The sequence below is a fragment of the Catelliglobosispora koreensis DSM 44566 genome (assembly GCF_000379685.1).
Lineage (GTDB): Bacteria > Actinomycetota > Actinomycetes > Mycobacteriales > Micromonosporaceae > Catelliglobosispora > Catelliglobosispora koreensis.
In genome coordinates, this window is sequence record NZ_KB903250.1 from 410,116 (window position 1) to 428,665 (window position 18,550).

Sequence of the window (18,550 nt, forward strand, 5' to 3'; positions counted from 1 at the left end):
TCTACGTGCCATCTCCACCACAAGCGTGAGTGATTTCGCACCCTTTCACCCACAGTAAGTTGCTCATGACCGTTTGTGAAGATGTGGGGCCTCCTCCGTTCGGGCACAACGACGCCGGTCGAACGTGCGGGCCACGTATCACTCCTGAAACACATGGGACGCGCAGGCGAAACCGACTACCCACACGCTTGTTCGCATGGCCCTAGCAGTCGCAACGCATTGTCCCTACTGCGCTTTGCAGTGTGGGATGACGCTGCGCGAGCTGCCCAGCGGCAAGGTGGAGGTAGGCGCGCGGGACTTTCCGACAAACCGGGGCGGCCTATGCCAGAAAGGCTGGACGTCAGCGGAGCTTCTGGATCACCCGGACAGGCTGCGCACTCCGCTGATCAACGGTGAGCCAGCGACGTGGGATGAGGCCTACGCACTGATCGTCAGCAAAATTGTGGACATTCAGTCTTCGCACGGCCGCGACGCCGTGGCAGTGTTCGGCGGCGGCGGGCTGACCAACGAGAAGTGTTATCAGCTCGGCAAGTTCGCTCGAGCGGCTTTACGCACACGGAACATCGACTACAACGGCCGGTTTTGCATGAGCTCGGCCGCGGCCGCTGGCAATCGCTCCTTCGGGATCGACCGCGGGCTCCCGTTTCCGATGGCTGACATCTCCACGGCTGACACGCTTTTGGTCGTCGGAGCCAACGTCGCCGAGACGATGCCGCCCTTCGCCCGCTATCTCACGGAACAGCGCCAAGACGGTGGCGTCCAGATCGTCGTCGACCCACGGGCCACCGCGACCGCGCGCGCCGGCACGTTGCATCTGCAGCCGACCCCTGGCACCGATCTCGCTTTGGCACTGGGACTCCTGCACATCGTCATCGCTGAAGGACTGGTCGACCAGTCCTATGTGGACGCACGGACGACCGGGTGGGATCAGGTCCGCGCCTCGGCCTCGGCCTATTGGCCCGCCCGGGTGGAGCAAATCACGGGGGTACCGGTAAGCGACTTGGAGTTCACGGCACGGTCGCTAGCGCGCGGACGGTCGATCATCCTGACCGCGCGCGGGGCGGAGCAGCACAGCAAAGGCGTCGACACGGTCACCGCGTTCATCAATCTCGCCCTGGCGCTTGGTTTGCCGGGCCGTCCCGGGTCGGGCTATGGCTGTCTCACTGGGCAGGGCAACGGACAGGGCGGCCGCGAGCACGGCCAAAAATCAGATCAGCTTCCCGGCTATCGGAAAATTGACGATCCGGTCGCCCGTGAGCACATGGCCGCGATCTGGGGCATGGATTCCGGGGACATTCCGGGGGCGGGAGTGTCCGCCTACGAGTTGCTCGACACCCTCGGGACAAGCACGAAAGCCCTGCTGGTGTTCGGTTCCAACCCCGTCGTGTCGGCGCCGAACGCCGGGCACGTCACACAACGATTGAAGAGTCTCGATCTGCTTGTTGTGTGTGATTTTGTCCTCAGTGAAACAGCCGCGATCGCAGATGTTGTCCTCCCCGTAACACAATGGGCGGAAGAAGACGGCACAATGACTAATTTGGAGGGTCGCGTCCTGCGCAGGCGCGCTCTCCGCAGACCACCGCCGGGGATAGGGACGGATCTGGCGGTGATTGCCGAGCTGGCCTCCCGGCTTGGCAGCGGTGTGCGGTTCGATTCCGAGCCGCACACCGTCTTCGAAGAGCTGCGGCGCGCCACCGCTGGAGGGGTGGCCGATTACGCAGGCGTCACTTGGGAGCGGGTTGACGCCGAGGACGGCGTTTTCTGGCCCTGCCCCGCAGTGGACCGGGCTGGCACGCCGCGGCTCTTCGAATCAACGTTCCCGACCGCCTCCGGCCGCGCCAACTTCGTGGCCGTCGAGCACCGGCCCGTGGCCGAAGAGATATCCATTGAGTTTCCGCTCTATCTCACGACCGGCCGGGTGCTGGCGCAGTACCAGTCTGGTGCTCAGACGCGCCGCATCTTGCCCGGCAAGGTTTTCGTCGAGCTGCACCCCGATCTTGGATTCGCCGAAGGCGAGATGGTGCGGGTGATCAGCCGCCGCGGGAGCATGGACGCCCCTGTGCGGTTGTCACCCACGATCCGGCAGGACACCATCTTCGCCCCGTTTCACTACCCCGGAGCCGGGCGCGCCAATTCGCTCACCGTTGACGCGTTGGACCCGATCTCCCGGATGCCGGAATTCAAAGTCTGCGCGGTCAGGGTGGAGCGAGTATGAGGATCGTCGTTGTCGGATATGGCATGGCCGGTGCACGGCTAGCCGATGAGCTATCGCTTTCGGAGCACGAAGTCACCGTCCTGGGCGCGGAGCCGCACCCGGCGTACAACCGGATTCTGCTGTCGTCGGTGCTTGCCGGGAAGTACCAGTCGGGCGATGTCGCTCTGCTGACCCGCGGCGCGAAGGCCCGCACCGGCGTGGCCGTGACAAACATCGACCCGGTACTGCGAACAGTGTCCACTGTGGACGAAGTCTTCCCCTACGACCACTTGGTCCTGGCCACCGGCTCGCAAGCGCTAGTGCCGCCGCTGCCCGGGCTGGACGCCGCGTTCACGTTTCGCACGCTCGACGATTGCTCACGGATCGTCTCCGCGGCGTCAGGGGCAGCCTCAGCGATCGTCCTTGGCGGAGGTTTGCTCGGGCTGGAGGCCGCACGGGGACTGGCGTTACGCGGCTTGCGGGTCGAGGTCGTGCACGCGGTCGGCCACTTGATGGAGCGGCAGCTCGACCCAGGCGCGTCGCGGGTTCTCGAACGCACCCTCGACGGCCTCGGTATCACCGTCCACCTTTCCGCGGCGGCCGTGTCGGCGTCGGTCCGCCCGGAAAGCGTGGAAGACGCGGCGAGCTTGACGCTCAGTGATGGGCGGGTGCTCACGGCGGACCTGTTGGTTGTGGCGTGTGGTGTCCGTCCGGAGACGACACTGGCGCGCGAGGCAGGACTGACCGTTGACCGCGGAATCGTCGTGGACGACCGGTTGCGCACAAGCGACCCGCACATCAGCGCGATCGGGGACTGTGCTCAGTTTGGCGCCACCGTTGGCGGACTGGTCGCCCCGGCGTGGGAGCAGGCACGCGTGCTCGCCAGGCGCCTCGACGGTGACGACGCGGCCGTGTACTTGGCACCCGAACCCATTACCAGGCTTAAGGCTGACGGCATCGACTTGGCGGCGATGGGCAGCCTCGACAGCGCTGACGAAGAGCTCAGTTTCACCGATCCCGCCCGCGGAACGTATGCGCGGCTGGTGATCCGCGACGGCAAGCTCACGGGAGCGGTGCTCCTCGGCGACAACCCGTCGGTCGGTCAGGTCATTCAGCTTTTCGATCGCCGGGCGGCCGTGCCGAGTGACCGCCGGGCGCTGTTGCTCGGGCGGGCTTTTGGCGGTGAGCCGGCCAAAGTGGACAGTCCAGCGCTCATGCCGGACGCGGCGACGGTGTGTCAGTGCAACACGGTGACCAAGGGACAGCTGGTTAGGTGCTGGCGCGATGGGGCGCGCAGCCTAGACGGGGTCATCGCCGGAACCCGTGCCACGACCGGCTGCGGCAGCTGTAAGGACGCGGTTAGCGGAATAGTGGATTGGCTGGTGGCGGCGTAATGAAACGACTAGTTGTGGCCGGATACGGCATGGTGGCACAACGGTTTCTTGAGGCGCTGTCGGAGCGCGGCATCCAGGACTGGCACGTCACGGTGCTGGGCGAAGAAACCCGCTCAGCCTATGACCGGGTGCGGCTGACGTCATGGTTCGAAGGAACCGACCTGGATCTCGGGGGCGCTCCGGCAGGAGTCGACGTGCGGCTCGGGCACCCGGTCACGTCGGTTGACCGGGAACGCAAACTCGTCAACGGCCACATCCCTTATGACACTTTGATTCTGGCTACCGGTTCAAAGGCGTTCGTGCCACCGATTCCTGGTAAGGATCTGTCCCACGTCTTCGTCTACCGCACGATCGAAGACCTTGCTGCCATCAAGGATTTCGCGCAAGCACTTCTTCCGGCGCCGCTATCAAGTGAAGGCAAAGCGCTGGCGGAAAGCGTGCGCCGGGGTGTCGTGCTCGGTGGTGGGCTGCTCGGGCTGGAGGCGGCCAACGCACTGAAGGGTCTCGGCCTGCAAACGCATGTCGTGGAGTTCGCGCCGCGGCTGATGCCCATGCAGATCGACGAGGGCGGTGGCGCTGTTCTCAAGCGGCACATCGAAGCGCTTGGCGTAACTGTCCACACTGGACGGGCCTGTGCCTCGATCACCGAGACCGAGATGGGTTTCGCCGACGGCGGCACGATGCAAGCTGACGTCGTCGTCATCGCGGCCGGCATCCGGCCCCGTGACGAGATCACCGATCTCGCGAAGGGGCCGCGCGGCGGGTACGCCGTAGACGACGCCTGCCGCACGGAAGACCCCGACATCTACGCGATCGGAGAGTGTGCGTCGCTCGGGGGTGTCTGTTATGGGCTCGTGGCACCGGGCTATGCGATGGCTGAAGTGGTCGCCGACCGGCTGTGTGGCGGTCAGGCGACGATGACCACGCCAGACACCTCCACCAAACTCAAGCTCCTGGGCGTCGACGTGGCTAGTTTCGGCAGCCCGTTCGGCGAAGGTCTCGATGTCGTGCTGTCCGATCAGGTGAACGGGGTGTACGCGAAACTCCTGCTGACAGACGACGCGCAGACGCTCCTGGGCGGCATCCTCGTTGGCGACGCGGCCGCCTATCCGGCGCTGCGCGCCTCCCTCGGCGGCCCGCTGCCGGCCACACCGCTGTCCATCCTCAGTGGTCAGAGCGTCGGCGTGCCAGAGACAGCTCAGGTTTGTTCCTGTCACGCGGTCACGAAGGCCGACATCACCGAAGCGATAAGCACGGGCTGCACGGATGTTCCGGGGCTCAAAACCTGCACCAAGGCCGGAACCGGTTGTGGCTCTTGCGTTCCGCTGCTCAAGCAACTGCTGAACGAGGCAGGGGTCAAGCAGTCGAAGGCGCTCTGTGAGCACTTCACCTATTCGCGGCAGGAACTGTTCGACATCATCAAGGTGCGGGGCATCACCTCGTTCAACGCACTGATCGGTGACTTCGGCACCGGCCGTGGCTGCGACATCTGCAAGCCCGCCGTCGCGTCGATTCTGGCAACGCTGACGGGGCAATACATTCTCGATGGCGAGCAAGCGGCACTGCAGGACACCAACGACCACTTCCTCGCCAACATTCAGCGTGACGGGACGTATTCGGTGGTGCCCCGGATTCCCGGCGGTGAGATCACGCCAGACAAGCTGATCGTCATCGGTGAAGTGGCACGCGACTTCGGGCTCTACACCAAAATCACTGGCGGGCAACGGATTGACCTGTTCGGCGCTCGTGTTGAGCAGTTGCCCGAGATTTGGCGCCGTCTCGTGGAGGCGGGTTTTGAGAGCGGTCACGCCTACGGCAAGGCCCTTCGCACGGTGAAGAGCTGCGTTGGCTCGACGTGGTGCCGTTACGGCGTACAAGATAGTGTTGGTCTTGCTGTTGATCTTGAGTTGCGCTACCGGGGCCTGCGGGCACCGCACAAAATCAAGTCAGCCGTGAGCGGTTGCGCCCGCGAGTGCGCCGAAGCCCGCAGCAAAGACTTTGGCATCATCGCCACCGAGCACGGCTGGAACCTTTACGTCGGCGGCAACGGCGGGTTCCGCCCCCGGCACGCCGACCTGTTCCTCACTGATGTCTCGACGGAGGAGCTGATCCGGGCGATCGACCGGTTCCTGATGTACTACGTCCGCACGGCGGATCGCTTGCAGCGCACCGCTTCCTGGATCGAGTCGCTCGACGGTGGGCTGGAGCACTTGCGCGACGTCATCATCAACGACTCGCTCGGGCTGTGCGAAGAGCTCGACGCGATGATGGCCAGCCACGTGGCGTCCTATGCCGACGAATGGAAGGCGACGATCGACGACCCGGCGCGCCTGGAACGGTTCGTGTCCTTCGTCAACGCGCCCGATGTCGCCGACCCCTCCCTCAAATTCATTGTCGAACGTGGACAGAAGGTGCCGTCATGAAGTGGTTTTCCGTTTGCACAGTAGAGAAAATCCAGCCGGAGCGGGGCGTCGCCGCGCTTGTGGACGACATGCAGATCGCACTCATCAAAACCTATGACGGCGCCCTTTTCGCGGTCGGCAACAAGGATCCGTTCGCGGGCGCGCAGGTGATGTCACGGGGAATCGTGGGCACCCGTGGCGAGACCCCCACGCTGGCGTCGCCTTTGCACAAACAGGTTTACGATCTGCGCACGGGCGAATGCCTTGATGTGCCAGGGGTTCGCCTGCCGACGTTCCCGGTGCGCTGTGAAAATGGCATCGTCGAAGTGGCGCTGAGCACATGAGCGAACTAAGTGGTTATACCGTGGGCGTGACCGCTGACCGGCGCCGCGACGAACTCGCCGCGTTGCTGGAGCGGCGGGGTGCACGAGTGGTCATCGCCCCGGCCTTGCGAATCGTTCCGTTGCACGATGATTCTCAACTGCGCGAGGCGACTCGGCAGTGCCTCGATAACCCGCCCGATGTCGTGGTCGCCAATACCGGCATCGGCATGCGCGGCTGGCTTGAGGCCGCCGAGGGCTGGGGACTGGCCGATCCACTCAGGATGGTGCTCGGCGACGCCTACATCGTCGCGCGTGGGCCGAAGGCGCGCGGTGCCGTGCGCGCGGCGGGGTTGCAGGACCAGTGGTCGCCTGACGCGGAAAGTTGCGATGAGTGCCTGGCACACCTGCTGCGCCGCGGGGTCAGCGGACAGGTGATCGCCGTTCAGTTGCACGGCGAGCAGCAGCCCGAGTTCTCCGCCGCTTTGCGTGCGTCAGGCGCCGAGGTCATTGAGGTGCCTGTGTACCGGTGGGCTCCCCCACTGGATTCCGCACCACTGCACCGTTTGGTGGACCTCGTGTCCTCACGTCTTGTGGACGCCATCACCTTCACGAGTGCGCCGGCGGTCGCGGCATTGCTGGCCGCTGCTGGCACAGGTGCCGACGGCATGCTCGACGCGATGCGCTCCGACGTGCTGGCGGCTTGTGTCGGACCCGTGACCGCGGCACCGCTTATCCGGCAGGGGATTCCGGTCGTCGCCCCGGCGCGGGCCCGGCTCGGTGCCCTCGTGCGGGCGATCGTCGATGAGTTGCCGCAACGGGCCGTGTCGCTGAACGTCGCCGGGCACGAACTCGTCATGCGCGGTCACGCGGCCATCGTCGACGGCGAGCTGCGGCCACTAGCTCCGGCACCGATGGCGGTTTTGCGCGCGCTCGCGGCAGTACCAGGAAAGGTTAGGTCCAGGGCATCGCTTTTGCCGGCGCTTCCCCGCGGCGCTGATGAACACGCGGTCGAAATGGCTGTCGCCCGGTTGCGGGCCGGGCTTGGCGATCCTGGATTCGTCCAGACGGTGGTGAAGCGCGGCTACCGGTTACCGGTCGACTAGGTGCTTAACGGCCGCTTGCAGCAGCTTCTTGAGCGCGGGCTGTTTCACCTCGGCGACAGTGCTGAGCTTCAGGCTGCGCATCGAAAGGCGCCCGGACACCTGCTTGCCGCCTGAAGTGGGCAACAGACCGGCCGGATCGGGCAGTTCGCCGCCGTAATAGAATCCGAGCGTGACGTGTCCTTTGAACGGCATCAAATAGGCGAACTGTTCACTGAACTTCTTCGGCCCGATCCCCCACCCGACGGACCCTTGCTTGGGCCAGACGACCTCGACGGTCTTGGGAAGAACCTCATAGACAAGGTTGCGTACGGCGTGAGCGACTTCCTGGATGTCGCCTGGCGAGCCCGCGACAACGCTATCGAACGTCTCCTTATCGCGCGGGCCAGCGCGGTTGATGACGCCCGCCGCCTCGGCCATGCCTTCAGGGTAAACGCGGTTGGTGTCGACGTGCCGCCAAATAGCTTGTAGCCTGCCGGCGTGAGGTTCTGGCTGCGCGTCTTCGGAGCAGGTTTTGGCGCTGGCGCACTCGCCGCCGCCGGTCAGCTAGGTGTGGTTTACGGATTGGGAATGGTCAAGCTCGACCGCAACTTCGCCAACGCGGAGGAGGAGTGGGCCCTTCAGCTGACCTGGATCGCCTTCTTCACGCTGGTCGCCGTCGTGGCCGGGGCAGCTTTCGCGGTCAATCGCGCCAAGCATGTCGACTGGCGCGGTGGGGTGATGGTGCGCGTCGTCGCGGCCGTGGCCTCGGGGCTCGGCGTGTTCTTCGCGATGGTTCCGCTGACCGTTTACCCAGCCATTAACGCGAAGTTATCGGCGACCATCCCTGCGGTAACCGTGGGCATCTTGGTCACGGCGGCCGTCGCTTCTGGCATCGCTTTGGCCGCGTTGACGGTCGCGTTTCCGCCGATGAGCACCAGCCTGATCGTGTTCACGGTCGCGGCGTGGGTGCTGGCGATCGTGTCGTTTGTGGACTCGGCGACGTGGACGAGCGTGCTCTACCTCGAACGCGTGCGCCTAGGGGTGCTCGATATCGGTGCGCTGCAACCGATCCCGCGTGCTTCGTTCAGCATGCCGGCGCTGGCGGTCGCCCTCGGCATCATCGTGGCGCTAACGGGTCACCTCAAGAGCCGCCCGCGGATTCAGGTGGCGCTTTCGGGAGCCGCCGGTCCGCTGCTCATCGCGATCGCCTATCTGCTCAGTGGGCCGGGGCCCAAAGACGTGTCGTACCAAGCAGACGCGTACCTCGGCGCGATGATCGCCGTGGTCGCTGGGCTGATCCCGGCCGCCATCATCGCCTTCCTGCCGCGCCCCGCGTCCACGCGCTACGTGCCACCGGGCCCTGTGGTGACGCGTCCCACCGCTGGCGGTTCGGCGGCCGGCAGGCCGGGAGCGGACGACGCTGGAGCATCCGGCTCGGCATCGAACGGACTGGCATGACCGACTGGCACGCTTGGCATGACGCCTATGACCGTCCGGGAAGCACGCTGACGCAACGGTTAGCGCACGTGCGCGACCAGATCCGGTCAGCGCTTGACGCACTGCCGCCCGGTCCGCTGAGCGTCATCAGCGTGTGCGCCGGCCAAGGCCGCGACCTGATCGGCGCTCTCGACGGGCACCCACGAGCTGGCGATGTGCAGGCGCTCCTCGTCGAGCTAGATGAGCGCAACGCGGCCATCGCCCGTGAGCACGCCCCCGGCGGAGTGACCGTCCTAACCGGAGACGCGGGGCTGACCGATGTCTACGCCGGGCGTGCCCCGGCCCATCTGCTGTTGATGTGCGGGGTTTTCGGCAACATCAGCGACGCGGACATCAAGCGCACCATCGCTTTCTGTGCTCAGCTGTGCCGCGAAGATGGCTTCGTCATCTGGACCCGCCATCGGGAGGCGCCCGATGCGGTGCCGTGGATTTCGACCGAGTTCGAAGAAGCCGGGTTCGAAGAGATCTGGCTCTCCGAACCCGGCTTCATCACCGGTGTTGGGGTGCATCGCTTGCGTCGGCCCGCTTTGGCATTGCAGGCCGGCGAGCGCATGTTCACGTTTGTCTAGAACGGCCCGGGTGCGTGCAGCAGTCCCGTGATCGAGGTGATCCAGCTGCGGAACTGGCCGACGTTGATGCCGAACCACGGGTAGTCCGTCCCGTGTGGACAGTAGGTGTCGCCGCCCGCGACGATCGCGGTCAGCCGCCAGCGGCTCGTCGCCGGGTCTTTGCTGAGCACCGGGCCACCCGAGTCAAACAGGCAAGGCGATCCCCGTTCCGAAGAGAAGCAGTACATCTGGTCGGCGTGAAAGACACCCGCCGCCCAGGCGCAACTGGCTGGCTGGATCACTTCGCTGTCGGCCTGGCGCAGTTGCGTGGAGCCGTCAGCGGTCACGTTGTCGTGGACACCCCAGCCAAGGGTGCGCGCCGCGGCGGTCTCCCACATGTCGAAGTTCTGCAACGCGACCGGCGTGATGCCGGTGACCGGCTCGGCTAGTTCGAGCAGTCCGATGTCGTTGCTCAGCGTCAGCGGGTCATAGGCCGGATGGCGAATCCCTTGCCGCGCCTTGACTGCCACCGCGTCGCGGTCACCGATACGCACCGGATAGCCCGCGCTCTGCGCGAGGTCGAGGCAGTGTGCCGCGGTCAGCACCCAGCGGGCGGCGATCAGGGATCCGCCACAGACGTGAGCCGGCTGGCCGCCGCGCTGCGGCGTGCCTTCAATCGAGACGATCCACTGGTACTTGTCCTGGCTTACCTCGCCGCCAACAACCTGTATTCCAGGTTTGGCCGTGGCCGGTGCGCTGAACAGGAGCGCACCGGCGATGACTGCTACCGCAAATAGACGCACATTGAAACAACGCGGAGAGTGATCACGCGGTTACGGGGAGGTATACCCGAGATCCATTCGCGACAAACTCTTCAGACTTCTCCTGCATCCGCTCTTTGATGTCCTGGCTGATTTTCATCGAGCAGAACTTCGGTCCACACATCGAGCAGAAGTGAGCCGTCTTCGCACCCGGGGCGGGCAGCGTCTCATCGTGGTACTCACGAGCGGTCTCCGGGTCGAGCGCCAGATTGAACTGGTCCTCCCAGCGGAACTCGAAGCGCGCCTTGGAAAGCGCGTCATCCCGCGCCTGCGCGCCGGGGTGACCCTTCGCGAGATCGGCCGCGTGAGCGGCGATCTTGTAGGCGATCACGCCCGCCTTCACGTCCTCGCGGTTGGGCAAGCCCAGGTGTTCCTTTGGCGTGACGTAACACAGCATCGCGGTGCCGAACATGCCAATCATCGCCGCCCCAATCGCCGACGTGATGTGGTCATAGGCCGGGGCGATGTCCGTCGTCAGCGGGCCAAGCGTGTAGAACGGCGCCTCGTGACAGATTTCCTGTTGCAGGTCAACGTTTTCCTTGATTTTGTGCATCGGCACGTGACCGGGACCTTCGATCATCACCTGCACGTCGTATTCCCACGCGATCTTCGTCAGCTCACCCAAGGTGCGGAGTTCGGCAAACTGTGCCTCGTCATTGGCATCCGCGATGGAACCAGGCCGCAGACCATCGCCAAGGGAGAAGGTGATGTCGTACTTGGCGAAGATTTCGCACAGCTCACGGAAATTCGTATAGAGGAAGTTCTCCTCGTGATGCGCCAGGCACCACGCCGCCATGATGGACCCACCGCGCGAGACGATGCCGGTAACCCGGTTCGCCGCCAGCGGCACATAGGGCAACAGCACACCCGCGTGCACCGTCATGTAGTCAACGCCCTGTTCCGCTTGCTCGATAATGGTTTCGCGATAGATCTCCCACGTCAGCTTGATCGCGTCACCCTTGACCTTCTCCAGGGCTTGATAGATGGGAACAGTCCCAATGGGTACGGCGGACTTGCGCATGATGGCTTCACGAGTCTCGTGAATGCGCGGTCCCGTCGACAGGTCCATCACCGTGTCAGCGCCCCACTTGGTGGCCCAGCGCAGCTTCTCGACCTCTTCGTCCACATTGGACGTGACAGCACTGGTGCCGATGTTGGCGTTGACCTTCACGAGAAACGCTTTACCAATAATCATCGGCTCGACTTCGGGATGGTTCACGTTAGCGGGCAGCACGGCACGTCCGGCGGCGATCTCATCGCGGACAAGCTCCGGGCTGACATTTTCCCGGATCGCCACGAATTCCATCTCGGGCGTGATGATTCCCTGACGTGCCAAGCCAAGTTGCGTGACCGGAGTTCTGTTGGCCACCCACTGCTTGCGTGGCAAGTCGTCGAAACTGTCCGGGCCGCTGGTGTCATAAAGCAACACGGGCTCGTTGTCGCCAGTCAGATCCACGGCCGCGAACGGCACCTTGAGTTCACCAACATAGACTTTACGTCGCATAATCCTGTCCCCTAATGAAGTGGTTTATCGGCCCGTATCCGGTGCCCAGCTGCCATTCCTGCGCGCTCACCAGTGCCGCGCGCACATATCTCTTGGCAAAATCAATCGAGTCCTCAATGGAGTACCCATGAGCGAGTCGCGCGGCTATCGCGGCGGAGAAGGTGCATCCCGTGCCGTGCGTGTTGCGGGTCTGCACCCTTGGTGCCTTGAGAAAGCGGACCCCGCGCGCCGTCCACATCGCGTCGACGGACTCATCGCCACCTAGGTCTCCCCCCGTGATCACGACACACTTGGCCCCGTGCGCGGCCAGTTGCGCGGCCGCTCCCGCCATATCCGTTGGCGTTGACACCTCCCAGCCGAGCAGGGCGCTGGCTTCTTCCGTGTTCGGCGTGATCACCGTCGCGTGCGGCAGCAACCTCTCCACCGCGCTGGCGATCCCCAGACGGCGTCCAGTGCTCGCCATCAGCACGGGATCGAGCACCAGATTGGGCAACTCCCCCGCGCGTGCCTTAGCCGCGACCGTGGCGGCGATCTCCGCTCCGGCGAGCATGCCGACCTTCACCGCTCTAACCGGAAAGTCTTCGAGCACGGTGGCGAGCTGCAGCCCGACCACCGAGCTGGGCATGGGGAACACGTCCTTGACTTCACGCGTGTTCTGCGATGTCACCGCCGTGATCACGCACGTGCCAAACGTGCCAAGGGCGGCGAAGGTCTTCAGGTCGGCCTGGATTCCGGCCCCACCACCGGAGTCCGACCCGGCGATCGTCAACGTCACGGGAGGAGTCGTCATGACAGCAGTCCTTTGACGACAGTCTTTGGATCTTCCGCCCGCATGATCGCGCCCATAACAGCGACGCCACTGGCGCCCGCATCCAGACACTGGCGCGCTTGCTCAGCTGTTTCGATGCCGCCTAGCGCGACGATATTGCCCTTGCTGGCCAGCGCTTTCGTGCCAAGAGCAGGCCCGTAACCGGGTTTACTGCGCGTCAGGAAGATGGGCGAAAGGGTGACATAGTCCTCAGTGGATGCCATAACTTCAGCCTTGCTATGGCAGGAGCGCCCTGTCAATTTGGCAGCGACCCGTTCATCCTTTGCGCTGAGATGTATGGCCTCACCGTTCAGTGGATCAGTCCCCCCAGCGATGACGAAGGCGCCAAGGTCACGCATGGCTTCAGCCAGGCCAAGGCGTTGCTCGCGCGGCAAGTCCTTCTCCCGCAACAGAAACGTCGACGCGCCACCATCAAGACACGCCTTGACCACGTCCAACAGCGGCCTCGTCGCCAGTGAACGATCCGTCACCACGATCAGCCTGGTTTCACTCATGCTTGCCTTGGCGCGCCGCACTCGCCGTACTCGCCGTACTCGCCCCCGCCGCTTCGCCGAGTCGTGATCCACATTCCGATCGGTGATCCACATCCATGCAGACGTGATCAAACCGCCCGTTGATCACGCCTGCATGGATGTGGATCATGAAAGAGAGCACGGGCGGGGTGGGGGTCACCATGCCGGGAGGCCGAGGTCGGGAGTGGAAGCTAGGGCGAATGTGCGACGAGGGATCCGCCCCGCGCCCGCAGCTAGGTGACCGGCGATGATCGCGTGACGCATCGCGGTGGCCATCGCGGCCGGGTCCTTGGCCCGGGTCACGGCACTGGCCAACAGCACCGCGTCGCAGCCGAGTTCCATCGCGAGAGCGGCATCACTGGCTGTGCCCACGCCGGCGTCGAGGATCACGGGACAGGTCACGGACTCACGGATGAGTGAAATGTGGTGCGGGTTGCTGATGCCAAGACCCGAGCCGATCGGTGCCCCGGCCGGCATGACGGCCGCGCAGCCGAGGTCGGCCAGACGGCGTGCCAGCACGGGATCATCCGTCGTGTATGGCAGCACCGTGAACCCGTCGTCCACAAGCACTTCCGCGGCCTTCAACAGCTCCACCGCGTCAGGCAGCAACGTGCGCTCATCACCGATCACTTCGAGCTTGACCCACGACGTCTCGAAAGCTTCCCGTGCCAGACGGGCCGTGCGGATCGCGTCAGCCGCTGTGTAACAGCCCGCCGTGTTGGGCAGCACCCGGACTCCCAAGCGCGTCAACATGTCCAGCAAGCCGTGCTCGGTGGACTCGACACGTCGCAAGGCGATCGTCACCAGAGACGTCTCGCTCGCGACGATCGCTTCCTCCAGCACGCGCAGCGAAGAAGCGCCACCCGTGCCCAGGATCAAGCGACTGCTTAAAGAAACCCCAGCGATAGCAAACGTTTCAGCCACCTTGGGCCGCCGTGAGCACCTCGACGCTGTCGCCATCGGCGAGCAGATGCGACTCCCACGCTGAGCGCGGCACGACCTCACCATTGACGGCGACAGCCACGCCACGCGGTGGAAGGTCCATAGTGGACAACAGCAAACTGACCGTCTCGCGCGGCAACACTGGCGCGCCATTGAGCAGAATCATGCGAACCTCCCAGGACTGAACGGTTCCCAGATGTCCGGCAAAGGTTTGCCATCAACAGCGTCGGCGATAGCCAACGCGGTCAGGGGCGCGGCGAGCACACCGTGTCGGTAATGCCCTGTCGCCGCAAGCACTCCCGGCCGGATCCAGCCGACGAGAGGACCGTTATCAGGGGTGCCCGGACGAAACCCCACGCACACTTCGGTCAAGTCATGTTCGGCCAAGTCGGGCACGAGATCCGTGGCCGCCCGGAGCAAATCACGGACCGCCCCTGCTTCGGCCAGCTCGCCTTGACGTTCCGAAACAGACGCTCCCACAACGACTTCACCCGTCGCGCGGGGCACTAGATACACCGGAGTCCCGTCGGCGTACCCCCGGATCACATGCGACAACACCCGCGGACCGTGCAGGCGCAGCAGCACTCCCTTGACGGGCCGCACCGGCAGCCCGAATGCGGCACTCCCGCAACCAGCGGCGATCACGGTGACGTCGGCTTCTTGCGCCGACGGGACGATGGTGACGTGCTTTAGCAGCTCCCGCATGACTTGGCGCGGGTCCACCTGGTGATCCGAGCGCACCAGCCCACCCCGGGCGCGCGGCGACAGCGACGGCTCAAGTTCTTGCGGCACAACACGTTCCACCGGCTGGATCTGCCACAGCCGGCGCAGCTCCGCCTGATCGTCGGCGGTCAGCCCAACGTGGAGGGTGCTGCTTTCGGAGTACCCACAAGGGCCAAGAGCGGAGGCGAAGGCGGGCCAGGACTGAGCGGCGGCCATTAGCAGACGCGTTAGCTCTTCCTCACCAAAATAGGCTTCACTGATGGGAGCGAGCATTCCGGCCGCGACACGCGAAGCACCTGATGCGGGTGCCGGGTCAGCCACCACAACCGCGTGGCCGCGGCGCTGGCACTCCCACGCGACGGACAGGCCGATAATGCCGCCGCCGATGACACAAACCTTCACCGGCGGACCGCTTCCAAAAGCGCGGCAAGGGCTTGCGGCGGATTGACGGCGTTGGCCACCGCACCGATGACCGCGATCCCGTGCGCGCCTTGGCCTAACAGCTCCGGCACGTGCTTGAGCGTGATGCCGCCAATCGCGATGACGGGAATCCCGCTGAAAGCCGAGACCGCCGAGGGGCCAAGCGGCGCAGGCAGACCCTCTTTCGTGGACGTTTGGTAGCAAGGGCCGACGCCAACGTAGTCTGCCTCCGCCGGCACATCGGTCACCGAACGGGCCGTCGCACCAACGATTTTGGATGGACCCAGCAGCCGCCGTGCTTGCGCCGCTGGAAGATCTTCTTCCCCGACGTGTACGCCGTCAGCGTCCACAGCCAGCGCGATGTGCACGCGATCGTTGATGAGCAGGGGCAGCCCAAGCGCCTTGATAGCGCTGGCGTGTTCAAACGCGAGACGGTCGGTCCACGAATCGGCCGGGCGGTATTGGATGACTAGGTCAGGCGTGGCCACCGGAAGCAGCGAACGAACCTGAGCGACCGGATCGGCACCGGGACGGCTGTCGGTGATGAGATGCACTCTGCCCAGCAAGGCTGTCTCCTCCCTGCGCCGGCATGATCCGGATCAGGTTCGACGGTCGGGGCTACCAAGCCCCCTCTCAGCCCGGTGCACCGGACTCCCGTGGGTACGTTCAATCTGGTGGCAGACTAACGCTGCCACCAGATCATTTGCAATGTGTCTTAGTACACCGCTACGCCGTAGCGGCTCAGGACCTCAGGCACGGGCTGGAAGAACGTCGTGCCGCCGGAGCTGCAGTTGCCACTGCCGCCAGACGTCAGGCCGAGGGCTACGGTGCCGGCGTAGAGCGGGCCGCCGCTGTCGCCAGGCTCGGCGCAAACGTTGGTGCGAATCATCTGGTAAACGGAACCCTGGGCGTAGTTGACCGTCGCGTTGAGGCCGGTCACGGATCCGCCGCGGTTACCGGTGGTGCTGCCGTGACGGCGCACGGACTGGCCCACAGAGGCGTTGCCAGCTGACGTGATGTCCTGGCCGTTGGCGATGGAGCCAGGGTGGTTGGTGTAGCTCGTGTTGTAGCGCACGATGCCGTAGTCGTTGGTCGGGAAGCTGGTCCCGGTGCGGCTGCCGAGCGTCGTGCTGCCGTCGTTCCACGTTGAGCCAATGTTGGTGCAGTGGCCGGCGGTGATGAACGAGTAGACGCTGCCGGAACGCACGTTGAAACCGAGCGAGCAGCGCGAGCCACCGGTGTAGATGGCGTTGCCGCCGCGGATCAGCCGCGTGAGCAGACCGTTCATCTTCTCGATGCGGATCGCGCCGTTGCTCTTGGCGGCGATCGCGTGCAGCGAGTCGTAGTTGGCTCCGGTGACGGAGATGTCGATGTCGATGACGACCTGGTTCGTGGCTGGGTCCACTGACCAGGCGGTGCCCGCGATGTGCGGGTCGAGGTCCGTCACCATGCTGTTGAGCTGGCCGAGCGTGCGCGCTACTACCTTGGCCGTGCCGCCCTTGGCGCGGATCTGTGCCGCGGCTTCAGGACTGGTCACGGCGGCGACAAGCTTGCCGTCGCTGTAGTAGGTGCCGGCGTCAGCCAGGCCTGACAGGCCACTCAGATCAGCCGCCTGCGCCGGCGCTGAGAGACCGATGGTCGCCAATGCGGTAGCGGCGACCAGGGTGATGATACGACGCATTTTTCCTCCTCGGGGGTATGGAGGTTCTGTTGCTACGTATCGATGAATCTACACCTATCTCAACGTACATCCCATACTGGTTCCGGCGTTTCTTTAACTTCGCCGTCATTTTGGAACAGCAGGAACCGGTCAAAGGAACGACTGAACCAGCGGTCATGCGTCACCGCGATGACCGTGCCTTCGAACTGTTCCAGCCCTAGCTCCAGCGCCTCCGCACTCGCCAAGTCGAGGTTGTCTGTCGGCTCGTCAAGCAGCAACAGCGTTACGCCGCTTAACTCCAGTAACAAAATCAGGAACCTCGCCTGCTGGCCACCGCTGAGCGTGCCAAACTTTTGCTCCCCCTGTTTGGACAGTTCGTATCGGTCCAGCGACTTGTACGCGGCTTCCCGCACTAGCGACGGCCTATCGTGCGCGCCACGCCAAAGGATGTCGATGAGCGTGTGGTCCAGTAACTCTGGCCGGTCATGGGTTTGCGAGAAGTGTCCGGGCACGACACGGGCGCCCAGCCGCGCGACCCCCTCGTGCCTAACGGTTTGGTCACCGGCAAGCAGTCTCAGGAAGTGCGACTTGCCCGTCCCGTTAGCGCCCAGCACGGCAAGGCGGTCGCCGTACCACAGCTCCAGATCGAACGGGAACGTCAAGTCAGTCAACTCAAGCTGCTCAATCATCACAGCCCGTTTGCCCGTGCGCGCGCCACGCAGACGCATCTGAATCTGCTGATCCTTAGGCGGCAACGGCGGAGCGCCCGCTTCCTCAAACTTGCGCAGCCTCGTTTCCGCGGCGTGATAGCGCGACGCCATATCGCTGTTGTACGCGGCCTTTTGCTTATACATCAACATAAGCTGGCGCAGCTTCTCGTGCTCTTCGTCCCACCGCTTGCGGCGTTCTTCCATGTTCTCGTGGCGGGCCACGCGCGCGTCATGCCAAGACTTGAAGCTGCCGACATGCGTCCAGGCACTCCCGCCTTCCACGGCCACCACGCGATCGGCGGTCTGGTTCAGCAACTCACGGTCATGGCTGACATAGAGAATCGACTTCTTGCTCTCCTTCAAACGCTGTTCCAGCCAGCGTTTCGCCGGCACGTCAAGGAAGTTGTCCGGCTCGTCCAGCAACAGCACTTCGTCAGTGCCTCTTAACAAAAGCTCTAGGGCGAACCGCTTTTGCTCGCCGCCACTGAGCGTCCGCGTCAGTCTGTCCTTTGTGGACTCCCATGGCAGGCCGAGAATCAGCGTGGACACGGTGTCGAAGAGGACTTCCGCGTCATAGCCACCCGCTTCCCCAAACCGCGTCAGCGCCTCGGCGTACCGCAACTGGTCCTTCTCCGACCCGCTCGCGTGCATCGCGTGCTCCGCCTTGACGAGCCGCTCTCCCGCTTGACGCAGAGCCGGTTCCATAAGCGAGAAGGCGAGTTCGGCTAGCGTGGTTTCGTCAGCGACCATGCCAATGAACTGGCGCATGACGCCGAGGCCGCCAAACCGGCTCACCGCACCGGTTCTGACCGGCAGGTCCCCGGCCACCATCCGCAGCAGCGTCGTCTTGCCCGCGCCGTTGGGGCCGACCAGAGCCACCTTGGCCCCTTCGCCGACCCGGAACGACACGTCTTCGAACAACTGCCGTCCATCGGGCAGCGTGTGCCCGACACCTGCTACGTCTACATAACCCACGCCGCGAATAGTGC

At 64.5% G+C, this 18,550-nt stretch carries 18 protein-coding genes and 1 riboswitch; of the genes, 7 read left to right on the forward strand and 11 right to left on the reverse strand.

What is annotated here, in order from left to right; translation table 11 throughout:
• Nucleotides 1-196: 196 nt before the first annotated feature.
• Genes A3E1_RS0109015 through A3E1_RS0109035 form a run of 5 tightly spaced genes read left to right on the forward strand, consistent with a single transcriptional unit; the run spans nt 197 to nt 7,416 of the window.
• Nucleotides 197-2,215, forward strand: coding sequence for a molybdopterin oxidoreductase family protein (locus A3E1_RS0109015; RefSeq protein WP_051104909.1), 2,019 nt, complete (start codon nt 197-199; stop codon nt 2,213-2,215).
• On the forward strand, nt 2,212-3,588 hold the full coding sequence (locus A3E1_RS0109020) for an FAD-dependent oxidoreductase (RefSeq protein WP_020520434.1): 1,377 nt from the start codon (nt 2,212-2,214) through the stop codon (nt 3,586-3,588). The genes A3E1_RS0109015 and A3E1_RS0109020 overlap by 4 nt, the downstream gene beginning before the upstream one ends.
• The gene (nirB, locus tag A3E1_RS39575) at nt 3,588-6,011 is read left to right on the forward strand and encodes a nitrite reductase large subunit NirB (protein ID WP_040390633.1); all 2,424 of its coding nucleotides are present in this window, start codon (nt 3,588-3,590) and stop codon (nt 6,009-6,011) included. The genes A3E1_RS0109020 and nirB overlap by 1 nt, the downstream gene beginning before the upstream one ends.
• Nucleotides 6,008-6,334 carry a nitrite reductase small subunit NirD gene (gene nirD / locus A3E1_RS0109030; RefSeq protein ID WP_020520436.1) on the forward strand — a complete coding sequence of 109 codons (327 nt, stop codon included), beginning with the start codon at nt 6,008-6,010 and terminating at the stop codon, nt 6,332-6,334. The genes nirB and nirD overlap by 4 nt, the downstream gene beginning before the upstream one ends.
• Complete coding sequence (locus A3E1_RS0109035; RefSeq protein WP_020520437.1) at nt 6,331-7,416, forward strand: uroporphyrinogen-III synthase; 1,086 nt, start codon at nt 6,331-6,333, stop codon at nt 7,414-7,416. Before nirD ends, A3E1_RS0109035 begins: the two co-directional genes overlap by 4 nt.
• Here the strand turns inward: A3E1_RS0109035 and A3E1_RS44580 are convergent.
• Nucleotides 7,402-7,833 (reverse strand): DUF1801 domain-containing protein, encoded by a 432-nt coding sequence (locus A3E1_RS44580; protein WP_020520438.1) that lies wholly within the window; start codon nt 7,831-7,833, stop codon nt 7,402-7,404. The genes A3E1_RS0109035 and A3E1_RS44580 overlap by 15 nt on opposite strands.
• Nucleotides 7,834-7,893: 60 nt before the next feature.
• Here A3E1_RS44580 and A3E1_RS0109045 point away from each other — a divergent pair, with 60 nt between their 5' ends.
• Both A3E1_RS0109045 and A3E1_RS0109050 read left to right on the forward strand, forming a co-directional pair.
• Entirely contained in the window at nt 7,894-8,853 is a 960-nt protein-coding gene (locus tag A3E1_RS0109045) for a hypothetical protein (protein WP_020520439.1), read from the forward strand.
• Nucleotides 8,850-9,461 carry a hypothetical protein gene (locus A3E1_RS0109050; RefSeq protein ID WP_020520440.1) on the forward strand — a complete coding sequence of 204 codons (612 nt, stop codon included), beginning with the start codon at nt 8,850-8,852 and terminating at the stop codon, nt 9,459-9,461. Before A3E1_RS0109045 ends, A3E1_RS0109050 begins: the two co-directional genes overlap by 4 nt.
• On the opposite strand, the gene A3E1_RS0109055 is transcribed toward A3E1_RS0109050, so the two are convergent.
• The 10 genes from A3E1_RS0109055 to A3E1_RS0109100 all read right to left on the reverse strand — a co-directional run bounded on the left by A3E1_RS0109055 (nt 9,458) and on the right by A3E1_RS0109100 (nt 18,536).
• On the reverse strand, nt 9,458-10,243 hold the full coding sequence (locus A3E1_RS0109055) for a S1 family peptidase (RefSeq protein WP_020520441.1): 786 nt from the start codon (nt 10,241-10,243) through the stop codon (nt 9,458-9,460). The two genes, A3E1_RS0109050 and A3E1_RS0109055, sit on opposite strands and share 4 nt — an antisense overlap.
• 22 nt (nt 10,244-10,265) lie before the next feature.
• Entirely contained in the window at nt 10,266-11,765 is a 1,500-nt protein-coding gene (gene thiC, locus A3E1_RS0109060; RefSeq protein WP_020520442.1) for a phosphomethylpyrimidine synthase ThiC, read from the reverse strand.
• Nucleotides 11,755-12,555: a bifunctional hydroxymethylpyrimidine kinase/phosphomethylpyrimidine kinase gene (gene thiD / locus A3E1_RS0109065; protein WP_020520443.1), complete on the reverse strand. Its 801-nt coding sequence runs from the start codon at nt 12,553-12,555 to the stop codon at nt 11,755-11,757. The genes thiC and thiD overlap by 11 nt, the downstream gene beginning before the upstream one ends.
• On the reverse strand, nt 12,552-13,088 hold the full coding sequence (locus tag A3E1_RS0109070) for a thiamine phosphate synthase (RefSeq protein ID WP_020520444.1): 537 nt from the start codon (nt 13,086-13,088) through the stop codon (nt 12,552-12,554). Before A3E1_RS0109070 ends, thiD begins: the two co-directional genes overlap by 4 nt.
• A gap of 174 nt (nt 13,089-13,262) precedes the next feature.
• Nucleotides 13,263-14,066 (reverse strand): thiazole synthase, encoded by an 804-nt coding sequence (locus tag A3E1_RS0109075; protein ID WP_051104912.1) that lies wholly within the window; start codon nt 14,064-14,066, stop codon nt 13,263-13,265.
• A complete protein-coding gene (thiS, locus tag A3E1_RS0109080; protein WP_020520446.1) occupies nt 14,023-14,214 on the reverse strand; it encodes a sulfur carrier protein ThiS in 192 nt (63 codons plus the stop codon). The genes A3E1_RS0109075 and thiS overlap by 44 nt, the downstream gene beginning before the upstream one ends.
• On the reverse strand, nt 14,211-15,173 hold the full coding sequence (locus tag A3E1_RS0109085; RefSeq protein WP_020520447.1) for an FAD-dependent oxidoreductase: 963 nt from the start codon (nt 15,171-15,173) through the stop codon (nt 14,211-14,213). Before A3E1_RS0109085 ends, thiS begins: the two co-directional genes overlap by 4 nt.
• Complete coding sequence (locus A3E1_RS0109090; RefSeq protein ID WP_040390634.1) at nt 15,170-15,757, reverse strand: thiamine phosphate synthase; 588 nt, start codon at nt 15,755-15,757, stop codon at nt 15,170-15,172. Before A3E1_RS0109090 ends, A3E1_RS0109085 begins: the two co-directional genes overlap by 4 nt.
• Nucleotides 15,751-15,859: riboswitch (TPP riboswitch) on the reverse strand. Its footprint overlaps the gene before it by 7 nt.
• A gap of 47 nt (nt 15,860-15,906) precedes the next feature.
• A complete protein-coding gene (locus A3E1_RS0109095; protein ID WP_020520449.1) occupies nt 15,907-16,872 on the reverse strand; it encodes a S1 family peptidase in 966 nt (321 codons plus the stop codon).
• A gap of 59 nt (nt 16,873-16,931) precedes the next feature.
• A complete protein-coding gene (locus A3E1_RS0109100) occupies nt 16,932-18,536 on the reverse strand; it encodes an ABC-F family ATP-binding cassette domain-containing protein (RefSeq protein ID WP_020520450.1) in 1,605 nt (534 codons plus the stop codon).
• Nucleotides 18,537-18,550: the final 14 nt, after the last annotated feature.

Excerpts from the sequence above, each read along its gene's own strand:
- A3E1_RS0109070 (WP_020520444.1), bottom strand. The coding sequence starts at position 13,088 with ATGAGTGAAACCAGGCTGATCGTGGTGACGGATCGTTCACTGGCGACG.
- A3E1_RS0109020 (WP_020520434.1), top strand. The coding sequence starts at position 2,212 with ATGAGGATCGTCGTTGTCGGATATGGCATGGCCGGTGCACGGCTAGCC.
- A3E1_RS0109035 (WP_020520437.1), top strand. The coding sequence starts at position 6,331 with ATGAGCGAACTAAGTGGTTATACCGTGGGCGTGACCGCTGACCGGCGC.
- A3E1_RS0109015 (WP_051104909.1), top strand. The coding sequence starts at position 197 with ATGGCCCTAGCAGTCGCAACGCATTGTCCCTACTGCGCTTTGCAGTGT.
- A3E1_RS0109050 (WP_020520440.1), top strand. The coding sequence starts at position 8,850 with ATGACCGACTGGCACGCTTGGCATGACGCCTATGACCGTCCGGGAAGC.
- thiC (WP_020520442.1), bottom strand. The coding sequence starts at position 11,765 with ATGCGACGTAAAGTCTATGTTGGTGAACTCAAGGTGCCGTTCGCGGCC.
- thiD (WP_020520443.1), bottom strand. The coding sequence starts at position 12,555 with ATGACGACTCCTCCCGTGACGTTGACGATCGCCGGGTCGGACTCCGGT.
- nirD (WP_020520436.1), top strand. The coding sequence starts at position 6,008 with ATGAAGTGGTTTTCCGTTTGCACAGTAGAGAAAATCCAGCCGGAGCGG.
- A3E1_RS0109075 (WP_051104912.1), bottom strand. The coding sequence starts at position 14,066 with ATGGCGACAGCGTCGAGGTGCTCACGGCGGCCCAAGGTGGCTGAAACG.
- thiS (WP_020520446.1), bottom strand. The coding sequence starts at position 14,214 with ATGATTCTGCTCAATGGCGCGCCAGTGTTGCCGCGCGAGACGGTCAGT.
- nirB (WP_040390633.1), top strand. The coding sequence starts at position 3,588 with ATGAAACGACTAGTTGTGGCCGGATACGGCATGGTGGCACAACGGTTT.
- A3E1_RS0109095 (WP_020520449.1), bottom strand. The coding sequence starts at position 16,872 with ATGCGTCGTATCATCACCCTGGTCGCCGCTACCGCATTGGCGACCATC.
- A3E1_RS44580 (WP_020520438.1), bottom strand. The coding sequence starts at position 7,833 with ATGGCCGAGGCGGCGGGCGTCATCAACCGCGCTGGCCCGCGCGATAAG.